This is a genomic window from Microlunatus capsulatus (assembly GCF_017876495.1).
GTDB lineage: Bacteria > Actinomycetota > Actinomycetes > Propionibacteriales > Propionibacteriaceae > Microlunatus > Microlunatus capsulatus.
Window position 1 is genome coordinate 4,025,996 of sequence record NZ_JAGIOB010000001.1, and the last position, 24,259, is coordinate 4,050,254.

The 24,259-nt window shown below is 74.6% G+C and carries 23 protein-coding genes and 2 tRNA genes; 14 read left to right on the forward strand and 11 right to left on the reverse strand.

Annotated elements, in window-relative coordinates; all coding sequences use genetic code 11:
• Positions 1 to 1,083 (reverse strand): 3-isopropylmalate dehydrogenase, encoded by a 1,083-nt coding sequence (locus JOF54_RS18730; protein WP_210058593.1) that lies wholly within the window; start codon positions 1,081 to 1,083, stop codon positions 1 to 3.
• Positions 1,084 to 1,232: 149 nt separating this feature from the next.
• Between JOF54_RS18730 and JOF54_RS18735 the strand changes: the two genes are divergently transcribed.
• Together JOF54_RS18735 and cimA are read left to right on the forward strand one after the other, a co-directional pair.
• Positions 1,233 to 2,318 (forward strand): branched-chain amino acid aminotransferase, encoded by a 1,086-nt coding sequence (locus tag JOF54_RS18735; protein ID WP_210058595.1) that lies wholly within the window; start codon positions 1,233 to 1,235, stop codon positions 2,316 to 2,318.
• 222 nt (positions 2,319 to 2,540) lie between these two features.
• Positions 2,541 to 4,187 (forward strand): citramalate synthase, encoded by a 1,647-nt coding sequence (gene cimA / locus JOF54_RS18740; protein ID WP_210058598.1) that lies wholly within the window; start codon positions 2,541 to 2,543, stop codon positions 4,185 to 4,187.
• A gap of 143 nt (positions 4,188 to 4,330) precedes the next feature.
• On the opposite strand, the gene JOF54_RS18745 is transcribed toward cimA, so the two are convergent.
• Positions 4,331 to 5,635, reverse strand: coding sequence for a thymidine phosphorylase (locus JOF54_RS18745; RefSeq protein WP_210058607.1), 1,305 nt, complete (start codon positions 5,633 to 5,635; stop codon positions 4,331 to 4,333).
• Positions 5,636 to 5,688: 53 nt separating this feature from the next.
• Between JOF54_RS18745 and JOF54_RS18750 the strand changes: the two genes are divergently transcribed.
• The 6 genes from JOF54_RS18750 to JOF54_RS18775 all read left to right on the forward strand — a co-directional run bounded on the left by JOF54_RS18750 (position 5,689) and on the right by JOF54_RS18775 (position 10,888).
• Positions 5,689 to 6,525, forward strand: a complete 837-nt coding sequence (locus JOF54_RS18750; RefSeq protein WP_210058610.1) for a fumarylacetoacetate hydrolase family protein — start codon at positions 5,689 to 5,691, stop codon at positions 6,523 to 6,525.
• 4 nt (positions 6,526 to 6,529) lie between these two features.
• Positions 6,530 to 8,095, forward strand: coding sequence for a glutamate--tRNA ligase (gltX, locus tag JOF54_RS18755; RefSeq protein WP_425560604.1), 1,566 nt, complete (start codon positions 6,530 to 6,532; stop codon positions 8,093 to 8,095).
• Positions 8,096 to 8,331: 236 nt separating this feature from the next.
• The gene (locus JOF54_RS18760) at positions 8,332 to 9,249 is read left to right on the forward strand and encodes a CPBP family intramembrane glutamic endopeptidase (RefSeq protein ID WP_210058612.1); all 918 of its coding nucleotides are present in this window, start codon (positions 8,332 to 8,334) and stop codon (positions 9,247 to 9,249) included.
• Between the two features lie 103 nt (positions 9,250 to 9,352).
• Positions 9,353 to 9,424: transfer RNA gene (locus JOF54_RS18765), tRNA-Gln, on the forward strand.
• An 83-nt stretch (positions 9,425 to 9,507) separates the two neighbouring features.
• A tRNA-Glu gene (locus tag JOF54_RS18770) sits at positions 9,508 to 9,583 on the forward strand.
• A gap of 120 nt (positions 9,584 to 9,703) precedes the next feature.
• Positions 9,704 to 10,888 (forward strand): Gfo/Idh/MocA family protein, encoded by a 1,185-nt coding sequence (locus tag JOF54_RS18775; protein WP_210058614.1) that lies wholly within the window; start codon positions 9,704 to 9,706, stop codon positions 10,886 to 10,888.
• On the opposite strand, the gene JOF54_RS18780 is transcribed toward JOF54_RS18775, so the two are convergent.
• The 4 genes from JOF54_RS18780 to JOF54_RS18795 all read right to left on the reverse strand — a co-directional run bounded on the left by JOF54_RS18780 (position 10,864) and on the right by JOF54_RS18795 (position 14,225).
• Positions 10,864 to 11,019: a hypothetical protein gene (locus JOF54_RS18780; protein WP_210058617.1), complete on the reverse strand. Its 156-nt coding sequence runs from the start codon at positions 11,017 to 11,019 to the stop codon at positions 10,864 to 10,866. The two genes, JOF54_RS18775 and JOF54_RS18780, sit on opposite strands and share 25 nt — an antisense overlap.
• Positions 11,016 to 12,269: a pyridoxal phosphate-dependent decarboxylase family protein gene (locus JOF54_RS18785; RefSeq protein ID WP_210058619.1), complete on the reverse strand. Its 1,254-nt coding sequence runs from the start codon at positions 12,267 to 12,269 to the stop codon at positions 11,016 to 11,018. Before JOF54_RS18785 ends, JOF54_RS18780 begins: the two co-directional genes overlap by 4 nt.
• A gap of 135 nt (positions 12,270 to 12,404) precedes the next feature.
• Positions 12,405 to 13,457 carry an App1 family protein phosphatidate phosphatase gene (locus JOF54_RS18790; RefSeq protein ID WP_307804373.1) on the reverse strand — a complete coding sequence of 351 codons (1,053 nt, stop codon included), beginning with the start codon at positions 13,455 to 13,457 and terminating at the stop codon, positions 12,405 to 12,407.
• A gap of 45 nt (positions 13,458 to 13,502) precedes the next feature.
• The gene (locus tag JOF54_RS18795) at positions 13,503 to 14,225 is read right to left on the reverse strand and encodes an IclR family transcriptional regulator (RefSeq protein ID WP_091411586.1); all 723 of its coding nucleotides are present in this window, start codon (positions 14,223 to 14,225) and stop codon (positions 13,503 to 13,505) included.
• A 116-nt stretch (positions 14,226 to 14,341) separates the two neighbouring features.
• Here JOF54_RS18795 and leuC point away from each other — a divergent pair, with 116 nt between their 5' ends.
• The 3 genes from leuC (at position 14,342) to JOF54_RS18810 (ending at position 17,129) form a co-directional block, all read left to right on the forward strand.
• On the forward strand, positions 14,342 to 15,748 hold the full coding sequence (gene leuC / locus JOF54_RS18800) for a 3-isopropylmalate dehydratase large subunit (protein ID WP_210058621.1): 1,407 nt from the start codon (positions 14,342 to 14,344) through the stop codon (positions 15,746 to 15,748).
• Between the two features lie 2 nt (positions 15,749 to 15,750).
• Complete coding sequence (leuD, locus tag JOF54_RS18805) at positions 15,751 to 16,350, forward strand: 3-isopropylmalate dehydratase small subunit (protein ID WP_210058623.1); 600 nt, start codon at positions 15,751 to 15,753, stop codon at positions 16,348 to 16,350.
• A 149-nt stretch (positions 16,351 to 16,499) separates the two neighbouring features.
• Complete coding sequence (locus JOF54_RS18810; RefSeq protein WP_210058625.1) at positions 16,500 to 17,129, forward strand: HU family DNA-binding protein; 630 nt, start codon at positions 16,500 to 16,502, stop codon at positions 17,127 to 17,129.
• A 10-nt stretch (positions 17,130 to 17,139) separates the two neighbouring features.
• Here the strand turns inward: JOF54_RS18810 and cofC are convergent, their stop codons facing one another.
• Complete coding sequence (gene cofC, locus JOF54_RS18815) at positions 17,140 to 17,973, reverse strand: 2-phospho-L-lactate guanylyltransferase (RefSeq protein WP_210058627.1); 834 nt, start codon at positions 17,971 to 17,973, stop codon at positions 17,140 to 17,142.
• Between the two features lie 119 nt (positions 17,974 to 18,092).
• On the opposite strand from cofC, the gene JOF54_RS18820 reads away from it, so the two are divergent.
• Together JOF54_RS18820 and JOF54_RS18825 are read left to right on the forward strand one after the other, a co-directional pair.
• The gene (locus JOF54_RS18820) at positions 18,093 to 18,869 is read left to right on the forward strand and encodes a lysophospholipid acyltransferase family protein (protein WP_210058630.1); all 777 of its coding nucleotides are present in this window, start codon (positions 18,093 to 18,095) and stop codon (positions 18,867 to 18,869) included.
• Positions 18,866 to 19,885 (forward strand): NAD(P)H-dependent glycerol-3-phosphate dehydrogenase, encoded by a 1,020-nt coding sequence (locus JOF54_RS18825; protein ID WP_307804374.1) that lies wholly within the window; start codon positions 18,866 to 18,868, stop codon positions 19,883 to 19,885. The genes JOF54_RS18820 and JOF54_RS18825 overlap by 4 nt, the downstream gene beginning before the upstream one ends.
• 68 nt (positions 19,886 to 19,953) lie before the next feature.
• Here the strand turns inward: JOF54_RS18825 and JOF54_RS18830 are convergent, their stop codons facing one another.
• Positions 19,954 to 20,904: a type IV toxin-antitoxin system AbiEi family antitoxin domain-containing protein gene (locus tag JOF54_RS18830; protein WP_210058632.1), complete on the reverse strand. Its 951-nt coding sequence runs from the start codon at positions 20,902 to 20,904 to the stop codon at positions 19,954 to 19,956.
• Positions 20,905 to 21,037: 133 nt separating this feature from the next.
• On the reverse strand, positions 21,038 to 22,186 hold the full coding sequence (locus JOF54_RS18835) for a trans-sulfuration enzyme family protein (protein WP_210058640.1): 1,149 nt from the start codon (positions 22,184 to 22,186) through the stop codon (positions 21,038 to 21,040).
• 91 nt (positions 22,187 to 22,277) lie between these two features.
• On the opposite strand from JOF54_RS18835, the gene JOF54_RS18840 reads away from it, so the two are divergent.
• On the forward strand, positions 22,278 to 23,438 hold the full coding sequence (locus JOF54_RS18840; RefSeq protein WP_210058642.1) for a D-alanine--D-alanine ligase family protein: 1,161 nt from the start codon (positions 22,278 to 22,280) through the stop codon (positions 23,436 to 23,438).
• 4 nt (positions 23,439 to 23,442) lie between these two features.
• Here the strand turns inward: JOF54_RS18840 and JOF54_RS18845 are convergent, their stop codons facing one another.
• Both JOF54_RS18845 and JOF54_RS18850 read right to left on the reverse strand, forming a co-directional pair.
• A complete protein-coding gene (locus JOF54_RS18845; protein WP_307804375.1) occupies positions 23,443 to 23,883 on the reverse strand; it encodes a DUF3515 domain-containing protein in 441 nt (146 codons plus the stop codon).
• A gap of 41 nt (positions 23,884 to 23,924) precedes the next feature.
• Positions 23,925 to 24,161, reverse strand: coding sequence for an Lrp/AsnC family transcriptional regulator (locus JOF54_RS18850; protein WP_210058644.1), 237 nt, complete (start codon positions 24,159 to 24,161; stop codon positions 23,925 to 23,927).
• Positions 24,162 to 24,259: the final 98 nt, after the last annotated feature.

Consider the following 24,259-nt stretch of genomic DNA (forward strand, 5'->3'; position numbering starts at 1 on the left):
TCAGACGGCGGCGGCGATCGCGTCGCCGACGGCGCTCGTCGAGCGGCGCGGCTGTCCCCGGCGGGCCGCGATGTCGGCCACGGCGGCCTTCTCCACCCGCGCGGCCTCCTCGGCGAACCCGAGGTGCTCCAGCAGCAGACCGACCGAGAGGATCGTCGCCGTCGGGTCCGCGATGCCCTGGCCCGCGATGTCGGGTGCGGAGCCGTGCACGGGCTCGAACATCGAGGGGAAGGTGCGGTCGGGGTTGATGTTCCCGCTGGCCGCCAGGCCGATGCCACCGGTGACGGCGGCCGCGAGGTCGGTGACGATGTCGCCGAACAGGTTGTCGGTGACGATGACGTCGAAGCGCTGCGGGTCGGTGACCAGGAAGATCATCGCGGCGTCGATGTGCAGGTAGTCGGTGGTGACGCCCGGGTACTCGGCGGCCACGGACTCGAAGAGCCGGCGCCACAGGCCGCCCGCGTTGACCAGCACGTTGTGCTTGTGCAGCAGGGTGATCTTGTTGCGGCGGCGGGTGGCGCGCTCGAACGCGTCGCGGACGACCCGCTCGACGCCGAAGGCGGTGTTGACGCTCACCTCGGTGGCGATCTCGTGCGGGGTGCCCGTCCGGACTGTGCCGCCGTTGCCGCAGTAGAGGCCCTCGGTGCCCTCGCGGACGACGAGGAAGTCGATCTCGCCGCGGTCGAGGACGTCGCCGGCCAGCGGCGTCGGGACCCCGGGGTAGAGCCGGCTGGGCCGCAGGTTGACGTAGTGGTCGAAGGCGAAGCGCAGCTTGAGCAGCAGGCCGCGCTCGAGCAGCCCGCTGGGCACGTCGGTGGCGCCGGGCGCGGCGCCGACCGCGCCGAGCAGGATCGCGTCGGCCTGCGCCAGCTCGCCCAGCACGGAGTCGGGCAGCACCTCCCCGGTCCGCTGCCAGCGGGCGGCGCCCAGGTCGTAGCGCGTGGTGGCGAACGTCCCCGGACCGGTGATCGCGTCGAGCACCTTGAGGCCCTCGGCCACCACCTCCGGGCCGATGCCGTCGCCGCCGATGACGGCGAGATTCACGGGGGTGCGGGCGGACGTCGCGGGGGTCGGAGCGCTCATCGCGGCATCGTAGCGAGCCGCCCCGGCGTCACCGGCCGGGTCTCAGGGCGCTTCCTGCTAGCGTCTCGCCCGGGCTCTCCGGGCGTCCGGGCAGCCCCCGTCCCCGCGGTGTCCCCGTCCCCGCAGCCGCCCTCGTCGAAAGCAGCCCCGTGAGTCTTCAGTTCGAGCTCCGCGCCAACCCGCACCCGCGCACGGACGCCGAGCGCGGAGCCGTCCTGGCCGACCCCGGGTTCGGCCTCAGCTTCACCGACCACATGGCCGTGGCCACCTGGACCGCCTCGGACGGCTGGCACGACTCCGCCGTCGTGCCCTACGGCCCGTTCAGCCTGGACCCGGCCACCGCGGTGCTGCACTACGCGCAGGAGATCTTCGAGGGCCTCAAGGCCTACCAGCACGCCGACGGCAGCGTGCACCTGTTCCGGCCCGACCAGAACGCCGCCCGGATGGCGCGCTCGGCCGAGCGGCTGGCGCTGCCCGTGCTGCCGGCGGAGGACTTCCTGGCCAGCATCGACGCCCTGGTCGCCGCCGACCGGGCGTGGGTGCCCGTGCACGGCGAGCAGAGCCTCTACCTGCGCCCGTTCATGTTCGCCTCCGAGGCCTTCCTGGGCGTCCGCCCGGCGCAGCGCGTCACCTACTGCTGCATCGCCAGCCCGGCCGGGGCCTACTTCGCCCGCGGGGTGCACCCGGTCTCGATCTGGATCTCGACCACCTACGCCCGGGCAGCGCCGGGCGGCACGGGCGCGGCGAAGACCGGCGGCAACTACGCCGCCAGCCTGGTCGCGCAGCAGGAGGCCGCCGCCCACGGCTGCGACCAGGTGATGTTCGCCGACGCCGCCGAGCACCGGTGGGTGGAGGAGCTGGGCGGGATGAACGTCTACCTCGTCACCACCGACGGCGAGCTGGTCACCCCGGAGCTCAACGGCTCGATCCTCGAGGGCGTGACCCGGGACTCGATCCTCACCCTCGCCACGGAGTTCGGGCTCACCCCGGTGGAGCGCCGGATCAGCCTCGAGGAGCTCGTCGAGGGCGTCGACTCCGGCCGGGTGGCCGAGCTGTTCGCCTGCGGCACGGCCGCGGTGGTCACCCCGATCGGCGTCCTGCAGGACGCGTCGGGCAGCCACGTGGTGGGCGGCGGCGAGACCGGCGAGACCACCGCCGCGCTGCGCAAGAACCTCCTCGACGTCCAGTACGGGCGGGCCGAGGACACCCACGGCTGGCTGCGCCGGGTCGTCTGAGCGCCGGACGGCCGACCACGACCCGGGTGACCGGATCGCGGTCGGCTGCTGGACGGGGGTGCTCCCCGGGTGCACACTGAGCCCATGTCCGCCGTGGTCGTGATCATTAGCTAGCGCGCTGAGCTCCTCGCCAGCGCGCCGAACCTCCTGTCCTCGTACGGGAGGTTTTTTCGTTCCCGGACCCGGGCCCCGCCCACCACCCACCAACTCGAGGGATCTGCGATGTTCGCCCAGCTGAGGCCGAAGCCGGCCGAGTTCCACGTCTTCGACACGACCCTGCGCGACGGGTCGCAGCAGGAGGGGCTCAACCTCTCCGTCGCCGACAAGCTGACGATCGCGGGCCTGCTCGACGAGCTGGGCGTCGGCTTCGTCGAGGGCGGCTGGCCGGGCGCCAACCCCAACGACACGGCGTTCTTCGCCGCCATGGCCGACGGCGCGAACGCGCTCCGCCGGGCCACCCTGGTCGCCTTCGGCTTCACCCGGCGGGTCGGGATGCGCGCCGCGGACGACCCCCTGACGGCCGCGCTGCGGGACTCGCGCGCGCCGGTGGCGTGCCTCGTGGCCAAGAGCCACGACCGCCACGTCGAGCAGGCTCTGCGCACCACCCTGCGCGAGAACCTCGACATGATCGCGGACACGGTGTCGCACCTGGTGGCCGAGGGCCAGCGGGTGTTCGTGGACTGCGAGCACTTCTTCGACGGCTACCGGGAGAACCCCGCGTACGCCCTGGAGGCGGTGCGGACGGCGGCGGAGGCGGGAGCCGAGGTCGTCGTCCTGTGCGACACCAACGGCGGCATGCTGCCGCCGTGGGTGGGTGAGATCGTCACCGAGGCCGCCGCGACCGGTGTCCCGCTGGGCATCCACGCCCACAACGACACCGGTTGCGCGGTCGCCAACACCCTGGCCGCCGTCGACGCCGGCGCCATGCACGTGCAGGGCACCGTCAACGGCTACGGCGAGCGGACGGGCAACGCCGAGCTCATCTCGGTGGTCGCGAACCTCGAGCTCAAGTACGGCTGGCCGCTGCTGCCCGAGGGTGCCCTGGCCGAGGCCAGTCGGATCGCCCACGCCATTGCCGAGGTGACCAACGTGCCCTCGAGCGCCCGCCAGCCCTACGTCGGGCTGTCCTCGTTCGCGCACAAGGCCGGGCTGCACGCCAGCGCGATCAAGGTCGACCCGAACCTCTACCAGCACATCGACCCGGCCGTGGTGGGCAACGACATGCGGATGCTCGTCTCCGACATGGCCGGCCGCGCGAACATCCAGATGAAGGGGGAGGAGCTCGGGTTCGACCTCTCCGACCGCGAGCTGGCCGCCCGGATCACCCAGCGGGTGAAGGACGCCGAGGCGGCCGGCTACACCTACGAGGCCGCCGACGCCAGCTTCGAGCTGCTGCTGCGCCGCGAGCTCGACCAGCTGCCGGAGTACTTCGCCGTGCACTCCTGGCGGGTCTTCACCCAGGGCCACCCCGCGCCGGGCGCCGAGGGCGAGACCGACACCGAGTGCACCGTCCGGCTGAGCGCCAAGGGCCAGGCCCAGCGCGTGGTGGGGGAGGGCAACGGCCCGGTCAACGCCCTCGACCACGCCGTCCGCAACGCCCTGCGGCCGGCCTACCCCGTCGTCGACCGCTTCGAGCTCATCGACTACCGGGTGCGGATCCTCGACCAGGGCCACGGCACGGACGCGACGGTCCGGGTGCTCATCCAGACCACCGACGGCCGGCGGGCCTGGACCACCGTCGGGGTCGGCCAGAACATCGTCGAGGCGTCCTGGGAGGCGCTCAGCGACGCCTACCTCTACGGGCTCATCCACGCCGAGACGCCGGAGCCGGCCGCCGTGCGCCCGGCCGAGGAGCGCGTCAGCGTCTGAGGGGCCGGCCGGTCGCCAACGTCTCCACCGCTGCCTGAGCTCGTGCTACCCGCTGCCTGAGCCTGTCGAAGGCCCTTCGGCGGGCTCAGGGCGCGGGGTCGGCCCTTCGGCGGGCGCGGGGCGCGGGGTGCGGGCTCGGGCGGTCAGGCGATGCGGGCCAGCACCAGCGGCTCGGCCCGGGGCGCCTCCGGACCGACGGACCAGCCGCCCTCCAGGGCGGCGCGGGCGCGGTCGAACCGCTCGGGGGTGTCGGTGTGCAGGGTGAGGACGGGGTCGCCGGCGCGCACCCGGTCGCCCGGCTTCACGTGCAGCTCGACGCCGGCGCCGGCCTGGACGCTGTCCTCGCGCCGGGCCCGGCCGGCCCCGAGCCGCCAGGCAGCCAGCCCGACGGCCATGGCGTCGAGGGAGGTCAGCACGCCGTCGGACTCCGCGCGGACGACCTCGGTCTCCCGGGCGCGGGGCAGCGGGGCGTCGGGGTCACCGCCCTGGGCGCGGATCATCCGCCGCCAGACGTCCATGGCCCGGCCGTCGGCCAGCGCCGCCGCCGGGTCGACGTCCCCGCGGCCGGCGGCCCCGAGCATCTCCCGGGCCAGCGCGAGCGTGAGCTCGACGACGTCGGCCGGCCCGCCGCCCGCCAGCACGTCGACCGACTCCTGGACCTCCAGCGCGTTGCCCGCGGTCAGCCCCAGCGGGCTCGACATCTGCGTGAGCAGCGCGACCGTGGTGACGCCGGCGTCCTGGCCGAGCCCGACCATCGTCTCCGCCAGCGCCCGGGCGTCGGCCTCGTCCTTCATGAAGGCTCCGGTGCCGACCTTGACGTCGAGCACCAGGGCCGAGGTGCCCTCGGCGATCTTCTTGCTCATGATCGAGGAGGCGATCAGCGGGATCGACTCGACGGTCCCGGTGACGTCGCGCAGCGCGTACAGCTTCTTGTCGGCGGGCGCGAGGCCCGAGCCCGCCGCGCAGATCACGGCGCCGACGTCCTCCAGCTGGGCCAGCATCTCGGCGTTGCTGAGCCCCGCCCGCCAGCCCGGGACCGCCTCCAGCTTGTCCAGCGTGCCGCCGGTGTGGCCCAGCCCGCGACCCGACAGCTGCGGCACCGCGACGCCGCAGGCCGCCACCAGCGGGGCGAGCGGCAGGGTGATCTTGTCCCCGACGCCGCCGGTGGAGTGCTTGTCGACGGTCGGCCGGGACAGCCCGGAGAAGTCGAGCCGCTCGCCCGAGGCGATCATCGCCGCCGTCCAGCGGCCCAGCTCGGCGCGGGTCAGTCCGCGGAAGAACACCGCCATGGCCATGGCCGCCATCTGCTCCTCGGCCACCTCGCCGTCGGTGTAGGCCTGCAGCAGCCAGTCGACGGCGGCCGGCTCCAGCTCGCCGCCGTCGCGCTTGCAGCGGATCAGCTCGACGGCGTCGTAGGGGGCGCGGCCGGCGGCGGGGGGCGGGGTCATGGGCCCCAGTGTGCCGGACGGGGAGGGGGTCGTCCCTCGCTAGGCTGGCCCCCATGCGCATCGCACGTTTCGCCTCCGGCGGCGACCCCCAGTACGGCGTCGTCGAGCTCCTCGAGGACGGTGGCCGGAACCCCGGCACCGTCGCCGTCCTCACCGGCGACCCGCTCGCCACCCCGGTCCAGCTGACCGGGGAGCGGCACGAGCTGGAGGGGGTGCGGCTGCTCGCCCCGGTGATCCCGCGGAGCAAGGTCGTGGCCGTCGGCCGCAACTACGCCGCGCACGCGGCCGAGCTCGGCAACGCCGTGCCCACCACCCCGCTGACCTTCTTCAAGCCCAACACCTCCGTCATCGGCCCAGGCGACGCCATCGTGCACCCGCGGGTCAGCGAGCAGGTGAGCTTCGAGGGCGAGCTGGCTGTCGTCATCGGCCGGATCTGCAAGGAGGTGCCGGAGTCCCGCGCGGCCGAGGTGATCTTCGGCTACACCGTGGCCAACGACGTCACCGCCCGCGACCTGCAGAAGAGCGACGGCCAGTGGGCCCGCGCCAAGGGCTACGACACGTTCTGCCCGCTCGGCCCCTGGATCACCACCCACCAGACCCTCGACGAGGTCGCCGACCTCGGCATCCGCACCACCCTCGACGGCGTCGAGAAGCAGAACGGCCGCACCAGCGACATGGTGCACTCCATCCCCGCGCTGATCGCCTACATCACCTCCTTCACCACCCTGCTGCCGGGTGACGTCATCCTCACCGGCACCCCGGAGGGCGTCGGCACGATGCGGCCCGGCCAGGAGGTCAGCATCGAGATCGAGGGCATCGGCACCCTCACCAACACCGTGACCTCGGACAGCCCCGAGGCCGCGGCCCCCCGCAGCACCGAGACGGAGTGACCCCGTGACCAGCCCCGACGTCCCCTCCAGCCCGCCCGACCCGTCCAGCCCGCCCGCCGACCGCGCCCTGCGCGGCATCGCCCCCGCCGACGTGCGGGTCCGGTTCCCGCCGTCGCCGACCGGCAACCTGCACGTCGGCAACGTCCGCAGCGCGCTGTTCAACTGGGCCTTCGCCCGCCACCACGGCGGCACCTTCGTGCTCCGCATCGAGGACACCGACGCCGGCCGCAACCTCGAGGAGTCCTACACCGGGCTGCTCGACTCGCTCGGCTGGCTGGGCCTCGACTGGGACGAGGGCCCGGTCACGGGTGGGCCCTACGGGCCCTACATCCAGTCCGAGCGCAGCAGCGTCTACCGCGACGTCGTCGCGAAGCTGCTGGACGCCGGGCTGGTCTACCGCTGCTTCTGCACGCGCGAGGAGATCGAGGCCCGCGAGGCCGCTCGGTCCAAGGGCACGCCGCCCGGCTACGACGGCTTCTGCCGCGACCTGCCGGCCGAGCGGGTGGCCGAGCTCGACGCGCTGGGCACCTCCTCGGTGGTCCGGATGCGGGTGCCCGACGCGCCGATCTCCTTCGACGACCTGGTCCGGGGCCCCATCACCTTCGCGCCCGAGAACGTGCCGGACTACGTGCTCGTGCGCGGGAACGGCGAGCCGCTCTACACCCTCGTCAACCCCGTCGACGACGCCCTGATGCGGATCACCCACGTGCTCCGCGGCGAGGACCTGCTGCCCTCGACGCCCCGCCAGATCGTGCTCTACCAGGCGCTGGCCCAGGTCGGCGTCGGCGGCGGCCAGGTCCCGGTGTTCGGCCACCTGCCGACGGTGCTGGGGGAGGGCAACCGCCGGCTCTCCAAGCGCGACCAGGGCTCCGGCCTGGCCGAGTACCGCGAGAAGGGCTACCTGCCCGAGGCGCTGCTCAACTACCTGGCCCTGCTGGGCTGGGCGATCGCGGAGGACCGCGACGTCTTCTCCCTGGCCGAGATGGTCGAGGCCTTCGACATCTCCCGGGTGAACGCCAACCCGGCCCGCTTCGACGCCCGCAAGTGCGAGGCCATCAACGCCTCCCACATCCGGGCGCTGCCGCCGGCCGAGCTGGAGCGCCAGCTGCTGCCCTTCCTGCACGCCGCCGGGCTGGTGCAGGACCCGCCGACGCCGGGGGAGAGCCAGCTGCTCGCCGCGGCGACGCCGCTGGTGCAGGAGCGGATGAACACGCTGTCGGAGGTCGTCGACATGCTCGGCTTCCTCTTCCGCGCCGACGCCGACGTGGTCATCGACCCGACGGCCGGGATGAGCCCCGACGCCGACCGCACGCTCGCGGCCGCCGCCGAGGCGTTGGAGGGGCTGGACTCCTTCGACCACGCCGCCGTCGAGGCCGCCCTGCGGTCCGCGCTGGTCGAGGGGCTGGGCCTCAAGCCCAAGCTGGCCTTCGGCCCGGTGCGGATCGCGATCACCGGGCGGCGGATCTCCCCGCCGCTGTTCGAGTCCATCGAGCTGCTGGGCCGGTCCTCGGCGCTGGCCCGGATCGCCGCGGCGCGGTCCTCGCTGGCGACCGACCAGCCGGCGGGCTGACGGTGGCCAAGCCGTCAGCCCCGCCCCCGGGGCCCCCGCCGAAGAAGGGCCGCTCGGGGAACCCGGCCGTCCGCTCTGGCGCCCAGCCGGCGCCGTCCCGCCCGTCCCCGCCGCGCGCGTCCTCGTCGCGCCCGTCCTCGTCGCGCCCGGATGGGTCGCGGCCGCCCCGCCCGGCGACCAGCGACCGCGGCCGGCCGGTCGGCGCCCCGGCCGGCTCCGCGGGGCCGCCGTCGGAGGTGCTGCCGGTCGACGGCGCCCCGTACCCGCTCGTCCTGCGGGGGCCGGGCTACGCGCCGGGCCGCTCGGTCCTCGGCGTGGTGCTCGGGCTGTCGCTGTTCGTGCTGCTGACCGGGCTGGTGAGCCAGGTCGTCATCGTGCTGGGCTGGGCGCTGACCGCGGGTGACGTCGTCTACGCCGACTACGCCCGGCAGGCGCTCGCCTTCGAGCGCCCGGTCGGGATGCTGGGGGCCAACCTCGGCATCGCCACGCTCATCCCCATCGCCTGCGGCATCCTCTGGCTGGTCCACCGGGTGCACCCGCGCTGGCTGGCGTCGGTCCGCCCGGGGCTGCGGTGGCGCTACCTGCTGGTCTGCCTGGGCATCGCCCTGGTGAGCCTCAACGGGGTGCTGCTGCTCTCCCAGCTCGCGGCCCCCGACCGGCCCGCCGTGGGGCTGCAGCCGGGCTTCTGGGGCTTCCTCGTCGTCATCCTGCTGACCTCGCCGTTGCAGGCGGCGGCCGAGGAGATCTTCTTCCGGGGCTACCTCCTGCAGGCGCTGGGCAGCCTCGTCTCCCAGCCCTGGTTCGGCGTCGTCGTCTCCTCGGTGGTGTTCGCGCTCCTGCACGGCACGCAGAACCTGCCCCTGTTCGTCGACCGGCTCGCGTTCGGCCTGCTGGCCGCCGTGCTCGTCTGGCGCACCGGCGGCCTGGAGGCCGGGATCGCCGCCCACGTGGTCAACAACGTCTTCGCCTACGTGTTCGCGGGGGCGACCACCGGCATCGCCGCGCTCAAGGCCGTGCGGGAGATCGGGTGGCTCGACGCGCTGTTCGACGTGGGCGGCTTCGCCGTCTTCGCGGTGCTCGCGCACCTGGCCTTCCGGGCACTGAAGCTGCGGCACGTGGTCGACCTCGACGCCGCCGGGACCGTCGTCCGCTGACACGCCGGACCCGGTTTGGGCCTCGGGGCTCCCGTCGAGTAAAGTCTTCCCTCGTGCCCCGCGAGGGGCGCACCGAGCGGCGCAGGACGCCAAGGCCGCACGGTGGGGTATGGGGTAATTGGCAGCCCGGCTGATTCTGGTTCAGTTAGTCTAGGTTCGAGTCCTAGTACCCCAGCGAGGCGGGAGCTGCGGATTCGCCGGATCACCGGTGAGTTGGTAGGCTTCCGCGGTCGGATCAGCGATGATCCCGGCGCTAGGGGCCCCGTTGTGTAGCGGCCTAGCACGCCGCCCTCTCAAGGCGGTAGCGCGGGTTCGAATCCCGTCGGGGCTACCAGCACGAACGGCACCTGACCTGGTCAGGTGCCGTTTCTGCGTCCCGGGCCGGCCGTCCCGCGCCGCCCGGCGGAGGAGCGGTAGCGTCGGCCGGGTCCCGGCCCACCACCGCAGGAGCCCCATGACCACCCGCATCGGCGTCCTCGGCTTCGGCCTGCGCTCGAGCCTCGCCGCCTACGCCCACCAGCCCGACGCCGGCAGCCGCGTCGTCGCCGTCGCCGACCCGGACCCCGCCCGGCGACGGGCGGCGGGGGAGCAGCTGGGGGACGGCGTGGCCCTGCTGCCCGACCTCGACACCCTGCTGGAGCAGGACCTCGACGCCGTGCTCGTGCTGACGCCGGACCACCGGCACGAGGAGCACGCCCTCCGCACGCTGGAGCGCGGGGTGCCGACCTTCGTCGAGAAGCCGTTGGCGATCACCACGGACGGGGCCGACCGGATCCTCGAGCAGGCGCGGCGGACCGGCACCCGCCTCTACGTCGGGCACAACATGCGGCACATGCCCGTGGTCCGGGCGCTCCGCGACGCCGTGCTCGTGGGCCGGGTGGGTGAGGTGAAGGCCGTCTGGTGCCGGCACTTCGTCTCCACCGGCGGCGACTACTACTTCAAGGACTGGCACGCCGACCGCACGCGGACGACCGGGCTGCTGCTGCAGAAGGGCGCCCACGACCTCGACGTCATCCACTGGCTGGCGGGCGGCTACACCACGCGCGCGCAGGCGATGGGCACGCTGGCGGTGTACGGCGGGATCGCCGACCGTCGCGACAACGCCGACCGGCAGATGCCCGACTGGTACTCCGTGGACACCTGGCCCCCGACCAGCCAGCGCGAGCTCGCCCCGGTGCTGGACGTCGAGGACCTCTCGATGGCCAACCTGGCCCTCGACAACGGGGTGCTGGCCTCGTACCAGCAGTGCCACTTCACCCCGGACTACTGGCGCAGCTACACCGTCATCGGGACCGAGGGCCGGCTGGAGAACTTCGGCGACGGCCCCGACGCCACGGTGGCCCTGTGGGACCGGCGCTCCGACACCTACCGCGCCGAGCCCGACGCCGTCCTGCCGCTGCGCTCCGGCGCCGGCGGCCACGGGGGTGCCGACCCCCTGCTCGTCGCGGAGTTCCTGCGCTTCGCCCGGGACGGCGGGCCGACCGACACCTCACCGGTCGCCGCCCGGCAGGCCGTGGCCGCCGGCGTCGCCGCCACCACGTCGCTGCGCTCGGGCGGGGCCGTCGTCGACGTGCCGGCGCTCGACCCCGGTCTCACCGCGTACTTCGCCGCCGGTCAGGTCGCGCCGACGGGCGCCTGAGCCGCACCGCGGACCTGCGCCAGCACCCGGCCGATCGCGGCCGCGGCGCGGTCCACGTCGTCGTCCCCGGTGCGCCAGTTGGAGACCGAGATCCGCAGGACCGCCCGCCCCTGCCACACCGAGGGCGTCATCCAGGCCGTCCCCTCGGCCAGCAGCCGGCGTGCGACTCGCGGGTCTCGACGTCGCCGTCGAAGGCGAGGCAGACCTGGGTGAAGTCGACGTCGTTGACCACCGCGACGCCGTCCAGGGCGTCCAGCGCCGCCGCGAACCGGTGCGCCCGGTCGACGAAGCCCTGGACCAGCTCCGCGACCCCGGTCCGGCCGAGCGAGCGGAGCGCGGCCCAGACGGTGAAGCCGCGGGCGCGACGGGAGAACTCGGGCACCGAGGCGATGGGGTCGGGCCGCTCGTCCTGGATGAGGTAGGCGGCGTGCACGCCCATGGCGGCGTGCAGCGCGGCGGCGTCGGCGACCACGGCGAGCCCGCTGTCGTAGGGGACGTTGAGCGTCTTGTGCGCGTCGGTGGCCCAGGAGTCCGCACGCTCGTGGCCGGCGGTGAGGTGCCGCAGGCCCGGAGCGGCCGCCGCCCACAGCCCGAAGGCGCCGTCGACGTGCGCCCAGCCGCCGTGGGCGTGCACCAGGTCCACGGCCGGACCGAGGGGGTCGAAGGCCCCGCTGTTGACGTTGCCGGCCTGCAGGCAGACCACGAGCGGCCCCGGCGCGCGGGCCTCCAGCGCCGCGGCCAGCGCGTCGAGCCGCAGCCGGCCCTGCCCGTCGGCGGGCACCACGACGCTGCGCGCCGGACCCAGGCCGAGGTAGCGCAGCGCCACGTCGACGGTGTCGTGCCGCTCCTCGCCCACGACCACGGTCAGCGACGGCGCCCCCGTCAGGCCGTCGGCCTCGACGTCCCAGCCGATCCGGCGGTACACGGCGTGCCGGGCGGCGGCGAGGCAGGTGAAGTTGGCCATCATGGCGCCGGTGACGAACCCGACGCCCGCGTCGGCCGGAAGGCCCAGCAGGTCGAGCAGCCACCCGGCGGCCACCCGCTCGGCCCCGGCGGCCGCCGGGGAGCTGGCCAGCAGGCCCGCGTTCTGGTCCCACAGCGAGGTCAGCCAGTCCGCGCCCAGGGCGGCGGGCAGCACCCCGCCGATGACCCAGCCGAAGAACCGGCCCGAGGGGGTGGCGACCACGCCCGGACCGGCGCCGGCCACCAGGGCGTCCAGCACCGCGACGGGGTCCTCGCCCGTCTCCGGCAGCGGCCCGCCCAGGGCCTCGGCCACCTGGTCGACGTCGTGGGCGGCGCAGACCGGCCGCTCGTCGAGGCCGCCCAGGAAGTCCACCGCCTCGGCCACCACCCGGTCCATGACCCGTCGCTCAGCGTCCACGTGCTCTCCTCGTCCGGTGCCTCAGGAGGAGGGAGCCCGCCCCCACCGCCGTGATACACCCCCGGCGCCCGCCCGGGGTAGGGGCGACGGCAAAGGGGGCCGGTCGGGGCGCGACCCGTCAGGCGGGGAGCGTGCTCAGGGCGTGACCTCGGGCTGCGGCGTCGGCGCGGCCAGCAGGCCGGTGTCGTCGAGCTTCTCGGCCAGGCCGGCGCCGTCGGGCGCGTAGAGCCACGGGACCCGGGCGGCCCGGCCGGAGACGTTGTGGTCGCGGTACCCGGCCCCCGCCAGCACGGCCTCGCCCGGGCTCAGCTGGCGGATGCAGACCGCGGCGACCTTCTCGGCGTGCCGGGCGACGAAGGCGCCGTAGATCGCCTCGTCGTGCTGCCCGTCGTCGCCGACCAGCAGCCAGCGCACGTCCGGGAACTCCTCGGCGAGCCGCTCGAGGCTGGCCCGCTTGTGCTCGCGCCCGCTGCGGAACCAGCGGTCCGGCGTCGGGCCCCAGTCGGTGAGCAGCAGCGCGCCGCGCGGGTAGAGGTTGCGGGAGAGGAAGCGGGTCAGCGTCGGGGCCACGTTCCACGCCCCGGTGGACAGGTAGATGACGGGCGCTCCGGGGTGCTGGGAGGTCAGCCGCTCGTACAGCACGGGCATCCCGGGGGTGGTGGTCCGGGCGTGCTCGTTGACCACGAAGGTGTGCCAGGCCGCCAGCAGCGGCCGGGGGAGGGCGGTGACCATCACCGTGTCGTCGATGTCGGAGACCAGGCCGAAGCCGACGTCGGGGTCGATGACCTCCACGTGGGCGCGGGCGGGGCGCGAGCCCTCGGCGCTGAGGGTGATCTCGTGCCAGCCCGGCTCGAGGTCGACGTCGACCACTGCGTCGACGATGCCGCTGTTGTCGGCCGTCACCACCGCCGTCGTGCCGCCCACCCGCACCTCGACCTCGGCGTCCTCCACCGGCACCTTGGTGAAGTTGCGCCAGCCGCGCGCGCCGGCCGCCTCCCCGGCGTCGGCCGCGGCGGGCCGGTCCAGCACCACCCGGCCGAGCACGCGGATCCAGGCGGTGGAGCCGTAGCCGGTGTAGGGGATGACCGTCGCCACGTAGCCGTTCTCGCGGACGCGCCGCGCTCGCCAGCGCATGACGGCGTGGTCGAGGCGGAGGGCGCGGTTGACCTTCGGGGTGGGGTCGCTCACGCGGCTCAACCTAGTGCGTGCGCACGGCCTCGCGGGCTCCTCGGGTCACTCGGCGCCGCTGCGGCGCAGGACCTCGCTCAGCCGCTCGGCGGCGGCGATGACGGCGGGCGCGTGCAGCCGGCCGGGCTGGCGCGACAGCCGCTCGATCGGGCCGGAGACGCTGACGGCGGCGATGACCTTGCCGGAGGGGGAGCGGACCGGGGCCGAGACCGAGGCGACGCCCGCCTCGCGCTCGCCGACGGAGTGGGCCCAGCCGCGGCGGCGCACGGCGGCCAGCGCGACGGCGGAGTAGCGGCTGCCGCGCAGCCCGCGCTGCATCCGGTCGGGCTCCTCCCAGGCCAGCAGGACCTGGGCGGCCGAGCCGGCGGTCATGGCCAGCTGGGTGCCCACCGGGATGCTGTCGCGCAGGCCGGACATCCGCTCCGCCGTCGCGACGCAGACCCGGAAGTCGCCCTGGCGGCGGAACATCTGGGCGGACTCGCCGGTGATGTCGCGCAGCCGGGCCAGCACGGGTCCGGCGGTGGCGAGGAGCCGGTCCTCGCCCGCGGCGGAGGCGAGCTCGCCGAGGCGGGGGCCGAGGATGAACCGGCCCTGCAGGTCCCGGCTCACGAGGCGGTGGTGCTCGAGCGCGACGGCCAGCCGGTGGGCGGTCGGCCGGGCGAGCCCGGTCGCGGCCACGAGGCCGGCCAGGGTGGTCGGCCCGGTCTCGAGCGCGCTCAACACCAGGGCGGCTTTGTCGAGCACGCCCACACCGCTACTGTTGTCCATGCCTTGATACTGCCGTCTCGGATGCTGAAACTCAAGTTGGGCCGCCTAGCCCGCCGGGGCGACAGTGGAGGACGCGGCCGGTGAGTGGCGGGCCGCGCAGCGACGAAGGAGATCTGATGGGCAAGACACTGAGCGAGAAGGTCTGGGACGCGCACGTCGTCCGCTCCGCCGAGGGCGAGCCGGACCTGCTCTTCATCGACCTGCACCTCGTGCACGAGGTCACCAGCCCGCAGGCCTTCGACGGTCTCCGCCAGGCCGGCCGGCCGGTCCGCCGACCCGACCTCACCCTCGCCACCGAGGACCACAACACCCCGACGCTGAACATCGACCAGCCCATCGCGGACCCGGTCTCGCGCACGCAGGTCGACACCCTGCGCCGCAACGCCGAGGAGTTCGGCGTCCCGATCCACAGCCTCGGCTCGGCCGACCAGGGCGTCGTGCACATCATCGGCCCGTGGCTGGGCCTGACCCAGCCCGGCATGACCGTGGTGTGCGGTGACTCCCACACCTCGACCCACGGCGCCTTCGGGGCGCTGGCGTTCGGCATCGGCACCTCCGAGGTGGAGCACGTGCTCGCCACCCAGACGCTGACCCAGGCCAAGCCCAAGACCATGGCCGTCAACATCAACGGCGAGCTGCCGCCCGGCGTCACCGCCAAGGACGTCGTGCTGGCCCTGATCGCCAAGGTGGGCACCGGCGGGGGCCAGGGCTACGTCGTGGAGTACCGCGGCTCGACCATCGAGGACCTGTCGATGGAGGGCCGGCTGACGATCTGCAACATGAGCATCGAGTGGGGCGCCAAGGCCGGCATGATCGCACCCGACCAGAAGACGTTCGACTACGTGCAGGGCCGCCGGCACGCCCCGACGGGCGCCGACTGGGACGCCGCCGTGGAGTACTGGAAGACCCTGCGCACCGACGACGACGCCGTCTTCGACGCCGAGGTCGACCTCGACGCCACTCAGCTGAGCCCGTTCGTCACCTGGGGCACCAACCCGGGCCAGGGCGTCCCGCTGGGCGCCTCCGTGCCCGACCCCGAGACGTTCTCCGAGGAGGCCGACCGGACGGCCGCCTCCAAGGCGCTGGAGTACATGGGCCTCGAGGCGGGCCAGCCGATGCGCGCGATCAGCGTCGACACCGTCTTCCTCGGCTCCTGCACCAACGGGCGGATCGAGGACCTGCGGGCCGCCGCGGACGTCATCCAGGGCCGCCACGTCGCCGAGAACGTCCGGATGCTCGTCGTCCCGGGCTCGGCGCGGGTCCGCCTGCAGGCCGAGGACGAGGGCCTCGACGTCGTGTTCAAGGAGGCGGGGGCCGAGTGGCGCGCCGCCGGCTGCTCGATGTGCCTGGGCATGAACCCCGACCAGCTGGCGCCCGGGGAGCGGGCCGCGTCCACGTCGAACCGGAACTTCGAGGGCCGCCAGGGCAAGGGCGGCCGCACCCACCTCGTCTCGCCGCCCGTCGCCGCCGCCACCGCGGTGCTCGGCACGCTGAGCGCCCCCGCCGACCTGCAGGAGATCTGATCATGGACGCCTTCACCACCCACACGGGGACCGCGGTGCCGCTGCGCCGCAGCAACGTCGACACCGACCAGATCATCCCGGCCGTCTACCTCAAGCGGGTGACCAAGACCGGCTTCGAGGACGGGCTGTTCGCCGCCTGGCGCAACGACCCGGCCTTCGTGCTCAACCAGCCGCAGTACGCCGGCGCGACGATCTTGGTCCCCGGCCCGGACTTCGGCACCGGGTCCTCCCGGGAGCACGCCGTCTGGGCCCTGCAGAACTACGGGTTCCGGGTGGTCATCGGGTCCCGGTTCGGCGACATCTTCCGCGGCAACTCCGGCAAGGCCGGGCTGCTGGTGGCCGGGGTCGACCAGAAGATCATCGAGGAGCTGTGGGACCACGTCGAGACCCACCCCGCAGCGCCCCTCACCGTCGACCTGCACGAGCAGACGATCACCGCCGACGGCTTCTCCACCACGTTCGACATCGACCCCTACACGCGCTGGCGCCTGCTCGAGGGCCTCGACGACATCGGCCTGACGATGCGCCAGGTCGACGACATCGCCACCTACGAGCAGTCCCGGCCGGCCTTCAAGCCGGTCACCCAGCTCACCTCCCGCTGAGGCGCGGCCCGTCGCCGGCCCGTGCACACCGGGCCGGCGGGGGTCGGTGGTCGTCGCGGACCGGCTGCCGTTCTACCGTGGCAGGGAATCCGCCGTCGCGGCGGACCATGATCGCGGCTCCCGGGCCGACGACGGAGGGATGGCACCACGTGAACAAGGCAGAGCTGGTCGAGGCGCTCGCGCAGCACTACGACGGCAGCAAGGCGGAGGCGACCCGTGCGCTGAACGCCGTCGTGCAGACCATCACCCGCTCGACGGTGGCGGGGGACAAGGTCGCGATCACCGGTTTCGGCGTGTTCGAGAAGGTCGACCGGCCCGCCCGGATGGTCCGCAACCCGCGCACCGGTGAGCGCAAGGAGGCCCCGGCCACGTCCGTGCCGCGCTTCCGCGCCGGCACCGAGCTCAAGGCCTACGTCGCCGGCCAGCGCGAGCTGCCCGCGCTCACCGTCGACGCCCCGACGCCCGCCGCGCGGCCGGCCCGGACCACCGCCCGGACGACGGCGCCCGCCGCCGCGCCCGCCGCCGAGGCGCCCGCCGCGGTGCAGGAGCCGCTCGTGACCGCGGCCGACGCGCCGGAGGCGAGCGCGACGAAGAAGGCGGGGAAGGCCGCCGCGGCGAAGACGTCCGACGCGAAGGACACGGTCACGAAGTCGGACGCGAAGAAGTCGGACGCGAAGAAGTCGGACGCAAAGAAGTCGGACAAGAAGGCCGACGCCAAGAAGGCGGCGAAGAAGTCCGACGCCAAGAAGTCCGGCAAGGGCGGCGGGAAGAAGAAGTGAGGGCGGCCGGCTAGAGCCAGGCCGAGCGGACCACGCCGTCCGCGTGGACGGCGTGCAGCCGCTGCCCGACGCGCAGGGGCGTCCGCAGCCCGTCGACCGCCTCTGGCGGCAGCACCAGCCGGTGGCCGTCGACGGCGACGGCCAGCGGGCGCCCCTGCTCGTCGGTCCAGCTCGTGGTCGTGACGACCGTCCAGGTGGCCAGCCGGTGCGTCCCCGGGGCGAGCAGGGCTGCCGTCGCGGGCCCGAGGCCCAGCCCGGCGGCCGGGCCGAGGTCGATCTCGGTGTCGACGTCACGGCGCGCGTCCGGGACGGCGGTGCCCAGCGTCTCGTCGGTCAGCGGGACCGCTCCCGACTGGTGGTGGGCGGCGGCCGAGCGGCCCTGGAAGTGCGGCTCCAGCGGCACCCCGCGGGCCAGCAGCATCGTCGTCCCGACGCCCGAGGCGTCGGCGAGGAAGGCCTGGCCGGGCGCGTCCAGGGCGCCCAGCACCGTCCGGACCGAGTCCGGGCGCAGGGCCGGCAGGTCCCCGACGCAGGCCAGCACGGCCGCCGCCCCGCGCGCGACCGCGACGTCGGCACCCCGGGCGAGAGCGCCGTTCATGCCGTGCGCGCCGCCCTCGGGCACCACCTCCGCCGCCACCCCGGCCCGGGCGAGCCGGCTGGCCAGCGCCGGTTGGTCGCTGACCACGAGCAGCAGGTCGACGGCGCCGGCCAGCGCGTGCAGGGTGTCCAGCGCCATCGTCCAGGCCAGCCGTCGGCGGAGGGCGTCGGGCAGCGTGGCCAGCCGGGACTTCGCGTGCACCGCGGGCTTGAGGGCCACCACCGCGGCCGCCGGGACGGGCGTCACGCCTCCCTGCGGCCCCGTGTCCATGATCAGGAGATGCTGCCACGATCGCTTAGGGTGGGCCCACCTCGGGGTGCGCCGGACCACCTCCGTGCTGGACGGGTGATCAGGAAGTAGGTGGGATGGGCGACGTGCTGCACCGGAGGGCGGGGACCGACCTGCCGCCGCTCGCCGAGGTGAACGCCGAGCCCGGTGGGCGGACGATCTACGGGGTCGTCAGCCTGCTGCACGCGGTCATCCGCCCGCTCACCCACCGCGACTGGCGCGAGCAGGACAAGATCCCGGCCGAGGGCGGCGTCGTCCTGGTCGTCAACCACATCTCGAACGTCGACCCGCTGGCCGTCGGCCAGTTCGTCGCCTTCTCCGGCCGCTGGCCGCGCTTCCTGGCCAAGGAGTCGCTGTTCCGCATCCCGGTCGTCGGAGCCGTCATCCGCGCCTGCGGCCAGATCCCGGTCCGCCGCGGCACCGCTGCTGCGCAGGACGCGCTGGCCGCCGCCGTCTCGGCCGTGCAGGAGGGCCGCGCCGTCGTCGTCTACGCCGAGGGGACGATCACCCGGGACCCCGACCTCTGGCCGATGCGCGGGCGCACCGGTGCCGCTCGGATCGCGCTCAGCACGCAGGCGCCCGTCGTGCCCGTGGGGCAGTGGGGCGCGCAGGACGTCATGTCGGGCAAGAAGATCCACCTGCCGCACCTGCTGCCGCGCAAGACCTTCCGGCTCCTCGTCGGCGACCCGGTGCCGCTGGACGACCTGCGCGCACAGCCGCTGACAGCTGCCGTGCTCGCCGAGGCGACGGCGCGGATCATGGCCGCCGTCACCGCCCTGGTGGCCGAGCTGCGCGGCGAGCAGCCGCCGGCGGTGCCGTTCGACCCGCGGACGGCGACGGGGGTGGCCCGGTGAGCGCCACCGCGGCCGAGCGTCCGGCGCGGATCGCCGTCATGGGCTCCGGCTCGTGGGGCACCGCGTTCGCCCTCGTGCTGTCCGACGCCGGGAACGACGTCACGCTGTGGGCCCGGCGGCCCGAGCTGGCCGCCGCCATCAACGCCGAGCACCGCAACCCGGACTACTTCCCCACCGTCGAGCTGCCGCCGGCGCTGCGGGCCGTCAGCGACCCCGACGAGGCCGTGGCCGACGCCGAGTTCGTCGTCCTCGGCGTGCCCTCGCAGTCGCTGCGCACCAACCTCAGCCACTGGCCCATCCCCCGCGACGCGGTGGTGGTCAGCCTGGCCAAGGGCATCGAGCTGGGCACCGGCCTGCGGATGAGCCAGGTCGTCGCCGAGGCGGGCGGCATCGAGGCGGACCGGATCGCCGTCGTCACGGGCCCCAACCTGGCCCGCGAGATCGCCGAGCGGCAGCCGTCGGCCAGCGTCGTCGCGAGCTCGTCGGAGGAGACCGCCGCCGCCCTGCAGCGGGTCTGCCACACCCCCCGGTTCCGCGCCTACACCAACACCGACGTCATCGGCTGCGAGCTGGGCGGGGCGACGAAGAACGTCATCGCGCTGGCCGTCGGGATGGCCGTCGGCCTCGGCTTCGGCGCCAACGCGACGGCGTCGGTGATCACCCGGGGGCTCGCCGAGATCTCCCGGCTGGGCCAGGCGCTGGGCGCCGACCCCTACACCTTCTCCGGCCTCGCCGGACTGGGCGACCTGGTGGCCACCTGCTCGTCCCCCCTCTCGCGCAACCGAACCTTCGGCGAGGAGCTCGGCCGCGGCCGCACCGTCGCCGAGATCAGCGCCTCCACCCGCCAGGTGGCCGAGGGCGTCAAGTCCTGCGCCTCCATCCAGGCCCTCGCCGCCCAGCACGAGGTCGAGATGCCGATCGTGGAGAACGTCGCCGCCGTCATCGCCGGCGACCTCACCCCCGCCGGCCTGATGACGACCCTCATGTCCCGCTCCGCCAAGCCGGAACGCTACTGACCCGGCCTGCGGCCGACCTCCGCTCCACCGGAACGCGTGAACGAATGGTGAGTAGACGCACCACTTGTTCACGCGATCACCGCGCAGTGCGGGCGGCAGGGGACCGGTCGGCCGTCCCAGCCGCGTTGCTGCAGCACGGCGGCCACCTGGCGGGCGACCAGGCACCGCTGCTCGTAGACGTCGACCGCGCCGAAGCGCAGCGTGACCTCGCCCGCCAGCAGCGTGCGGTTGTCCCGGACCATGTCGCGGAACCGACCGACGCCCTCGTGCCCCAGGCGCCCGTCGAGCTCGACGACCGTGCCGAAGGCGCGGTACAGCACGTCGCGGACGTAGGCGTGGGTACCGGACCGCTGCTGCCGCTCCGCGACGGGCAGTCCGTGGGCGCGCTCGACATCGCGCAGGTAGCGCACCTCGAGCGGCGTCTCGGCGCCCGCCGCGACGTCGGCCAGCAGATCGGTGAGCAGCTCGCGGTGGCGGGCCCGGCGGCGCTGCAGCAGCGCGTCACGGAGCAGGGGCACGGTGGTCCGGCGCTCCTGCACGGCCGCGGTCACCCAGCCGATGGCCCCCGCCGCGGACGCGCGGTCGCAGAGGTCGAGCACGGTGTCCGGGACGCTCGTCCGGGGCGGGCTCCCGCCCGCCCGGTGCGACCGGACGCCCGGGCGCTCCCGGGAGAACTGCCACGGCTCGCGCGAGCGGAGGACCAGGTGCGCCGGCACGAGCACCCGGATCCGCTGCGGTGGCTCGGGGAGCAGCCCGTGCAGGTGCGCGGCCGCCGTACCGCCCAGGCGTGACCCCGGCCCGCCGAGGAGGACGCCGGCCCAGGCCCACGCCAGCCAAGGCGGCTCGCCCGCGGCGGTGAAGTAGACGGACCGGTCCAGCCGCCGCCAGCGTCCCTGGTCGACGAGCCGACGCAGAGCCGGTCGCCCCAGCTCGTCCTGCACCTGCTCCGACAGCAGCACACCTGCCTGCCCGGCCGCGAGCGTCAGGAGCCTCGACGACGGATCCTGGCGCGGCAGCACCGGGCCAGCGTGCTGCCTCCCGACTCCGCCGCCCGGGTCGCCCGGTCAATCTGTGGATGACTCAGCGGAACGCGTGAACGAATGTCTGGTCTAGTCACCACTCGTTCACGCGTTCCGGTCAGACCCGGGGTGGTCAGGGGAGGGAGTTGAGGGCTTGGGCGAGGTCGGACCAGAGGTCCTCGACGTGCTCGACGCCGACGCTCAGCCGGACCAGGCCCTCGGGGACCGAGGGGAGCTCGCCGGCCCAGCGACGGCGGCGCTCCAGGCTGGACTCGACGCCGCCGAGGCTGGTGGCGAAGACCCAGAGACGGGTGGCGTCGACGAAGGCGTCGGCGGTGGCGGCGTCGGCCAGGTCGACCGAGATCAGGGAGCCGAAGCCCGCCATCGTCCGGGCGGCGCGGGCGTGGCCCGGGTCGTCGGGCAGGCCGGGGAAGCGGACGCGCAGCACGGCCGGGTGCGCGGCCAGCCGTTCGGCCAGCACCTGCGCGTTGGCCTGGGCGCGCTCGAGGCGCAGCGGCAGCGTCCGCAGGCCGCGCAGCGCCAGGTACGCCTCCATCGTCCCGGGCGTGGCCCCGCGCGAGCGGCGGACCGCGTCCAGCTGGGCGAAGAGCTCGGTGTCGGACTCCCGCACGACGAGCGCGCCCAGCAGCGCGTCGGAGTGGCCGGCGATGAACTTGGTGACCGCGTGCAGCACGATGTCGGCGCCGACGGCGAGGGGCTGCTGCAGCAGCGGCGTGGCGAAGGTGTTGTCGACGACCAGCCGCACCTTCCCGGCCAGGGCCGCGCCGATCGCGGGCAGGTCGGCCACCTCGATGGTCGGGTTGGTGGGCGACTCGACCCACACGAGGTCGGCGCCCTCGGCGGCGGCCAGCACGGCGTCGGTGTCGGCGACGTCGACCTTGCGGACGGTCCAGCCGTCCTTCGCGGCTCGGACGTCGACGGAGGCGGCGACGCCCAGGTAGCAGTTGTAGGGCAGCACGACCGTGCTGCCGGGGGCCAGCAGGTCCAGCACCGCGTGCGCGGCGGCCATCCCGGAGGAGAAGGTCAGCGCCCGGCCGCCCTCCAGGGCGCCGATCCCGTCCTCCAGCGCCTGCCAGGTCGGGTTGCCGTACCGGCCGTAGCCGAGCGAGCCCGAGGTGGTGTCGTGGTCGCCCACGTAGGTCGCGGCGAAGGTCACGGGGGTGTTCAGGGGGGCGTCGACGACGCGGGCGGGCCGGCCCACGGTGACGGCGAGGGTCTCGGGGCGCAGGCGCTCGGCGGGCTGGACGGGCTCGGAGGTCATGGCTCCAGTCTCGCGCGTCGGCCCGGCGGGTCCGCACGCCGCCGGTAGGGTCGGGCACCGAGCCACCGACACCGGACGAGGGGTGCACCCGATGAGCGACAGCCTGTCGCGGCAGGACCACGCCGAGGACGGGCGGACCCGGGTGGCCGTCGTCTTCGGCGGCACCAGCAGCGAGCACGGCGTCTCGTGCCTGACCGCCGCCGGCGTCTCCGCCGCGCTGGACCCCGAGCGCTACGAGGTGCTCGGCATCGGCATCACCCGCAGCGGCCGCTGGGTCCTCGTCGACGACGCGACCCTGGCCGGCCTGCAGGTCGCCGACGGCCGGCTGCCCGAGCTGGGCGAGGACGCCGCCGACGCCGTGCTGCTGCGCGAGGGCGCGGGCACGGAGCTGGCCCGGCGCGCCCAGGACGGCCCGGAGCGCTCCGCCCTGGCCGAGATGGGCCGGATCGACGTCGCGTTCGCCTTGCTGCACGGGCCGTTCGGCGAGGACGGCACCATCCAGGGGCTGTTCGAGATGATGGGCACCCGCTACGTCGGCGCCGGGGTGCTGGCCAGCGCCGTCGGCATGGACAAGCAGGTCATGAAGCTCGTGCTGGCGGCCTCGGGCCTGCCCGTCGGCCCGTTCGTGTCCATCCCGCCCGCCCGCTGGGCCGCCGACCGCACCGCCTGCCTCGAAGCCGTCGCCGCGCTCGGGATGCCCGTCTTCGTCAAGCCCGCCCGGGGCGGCTCCAGCCTGGGCATCAGCCGCGTCGACCGGCCCGAGGACCTCGTCGCGGCCGTCGAGGAGGCCCAGCGCTTCGACCCGAAGGTCATCGTCGAGGAGGGCTTCGTCGGGGCCCGCGAGCTGGAGTGCGGCGTCCTCGCCGACCTCGACGGCGGCCCGCCCGCCGCCAGCCAGGTGGCCGAGATCCGGGTGCAGAGCGCCTCGGGCTTCTACGACTTCGAGGCCAAGTACCTCCCCGAGGAGCAGGTCGCCCTGGATGTGCCGGCCGACATCCCCGCCGAGCTCGCCGACCGGGTGCGGGCCGTCGCGCTGGCCACCTTCGACGCCATCGGCTGCGAGGGGCTGGCCCGCGTCGACGTCTTCGTCACCCGCGAGGGCCAGGTGGTGGTCAACGAGATCAACACCATGCCCGGGTTCACCCCGCACTCGATGTTCCCGCGGATGTGGGCGGCCAGCGGCGTGCCGTACCCCGAGCTCGTCGACCGGCTGGTCCAGCTGGCGCTCCGCCGCCCGCTCGGCCTGCGCTGAGCCCTCAGCTGCAGGGCTGCTCGAGGGGGTCGTGGGCCTCGACGGCGGCGGCCAGGTCCACCAGGACGTCCACCTCGGGCGCGTAGTCCGGCGGCACGCCGACCTCGACGGGGACCGCGCGGCCGATCGTGGTGAACAGCGTGCCGCCGTCGGCCGGCTCGCGGAACCAGCCGACCCCGTTGACCTCGACGCACTCGCTCGTCGGCGTCAGCCCCGGGGGCGCGGGCACCCCGCAGCGCAGCACGATCGCCGGGTCGCCCCACGCGCGGCTGAGGGCCCCGGGCTCGGTGGGCCGGGTCGTCGACTCCAGCACCTGGTCGGGGAGCGCGGCCAGCACGGCGTCGCAGGTCGCGCGGTCGGCGGGGTCGGGGCTGGGTTCGTCGACCCGGACGGCCCCGGCGCAGCCGGTGACGGCGAGCAGCAGGGCGGCGCCCAGCGGGACCACCGGGCGCACGGTGCGCGGCCGGTGGGGGAGGGGAGCCGGCCTCACATGTGGACGACGGGGCAGGTGACCGTCCGCGTGATGCCGGGGACGGCCTGCACCTTCGCCAGCACCAGCTGGCCCAGCGCGTCCACGCTGGCGGCCTCGGCCCGGACGATGACGTCGTAGGGACCGGTGACGTCCTCCGACAGCACGACGCCGTCGACGGCGCCGATCGCCGAGGCCACCTCGCCGGCCCGGCCGACCGCGGTCTGGACCAGGATGTAGGCCTGCACGACCATGGGGGTTCCCTTCGTCGACGTCTCCGGGACGGACGCTACCCTCGCCGGATGCGTCACCGTACCCCCTGCGTCCCCCGCGTCCCCGGCGCGGATCCGCG

Bases quoted from the DNA above. Each gene is read 5' to 3' on its own strand.
- JOF54_RS18730 (WP_210058593.1), bottom strand. From the start codon at position 1,083: ATGAGCGCTCCGACCCCCGCGACGTCCGCCCGCACCCCCGTGAATCTC.
- cimA (WP_210058598.1), top strand. From the start codon at position 2,541: ATGTTCGCCCAGCTGAGGCCGAAGCCGGCCGAGTTCCACGTCTTCGAC.
- JOF54_RS18745 (WP_210058607.1), bottom strand. From the start codon at position 5,635: ATGACCCCGCCCCCCGCCGCCGGCCGCGCCCCCTACGACGCCGTCGAG.
- JOF54_RS18750 (WP_210058610.1), top strand. From the start codon at position 5,689: ATGCGCATCGCACGTTTCGCCTCCGGCGGCGACCCCCAGTACGGCGTC.
- JOF54_RS18775 (WP_210058614.1), top strand. From the start codon at position 9,704: ATGACCACCCGCATCGGCGTCCTCGGCTTCGGCCTGCGCTCGAGCCTC.
- JOF54_RS18780 (WP_210058617.1), bottom strand. From the start codon at position 11,019: ATGACGCCCTCGGTGTGGCAGGGGCGGGCGGTCCTGCGGATCTCGGTC.
- JOF54_RS18795 (WP_091411586.1), bottom strand. From the start codon at position 14,225: ATGGACAACAGTAGCGGTGTGGGCGTGCTCGACAAAGCCGCCCTGGTG.
- leuC (WP_210058621.1), top strand. From the start codon at position 14,342: ATGGGCAAGACACTGAGCGAGAAGGTCTGGGACGCGCACGTCGTCCGC.
- leuD (WP_210058623.1), top strand. From the start codon at position 15,751: ATGGACGCCTTCACCACCCACACGGGGACCGCGGTGCCGCTGCGCCGC.
- JOF54_RS18820 (WP_210058630.1), top strand. From the start codon at position 18,093: ATGGGCGACGTGCTGCACCGGAGGGCGGGGACCGACCTGCCGCCGCTC.
- JOF54_RS18835 (WP_210058640.1), bottom strand. From the start codon at position 22,186: ATGACCTCCGAGCCCGTCCAGCCCGCCGAGCGCCTGCGCCCCGAGACC.
- JOF54_RS18840 (WP_210058642.1), top strand. From the start codon at position 22,278: ATGAGCGACAGCCTGTCGCGGCAGGACCACGCCGAGGACGGGCGGACC.
- JOF54_RS18850 (WP_210058644.1), bottom strand. From the start codon at position 24,161: ATGGTCGTGCAGGCCTACATCCTGGTCCAGACCGCGGTCGGCCGGGCC.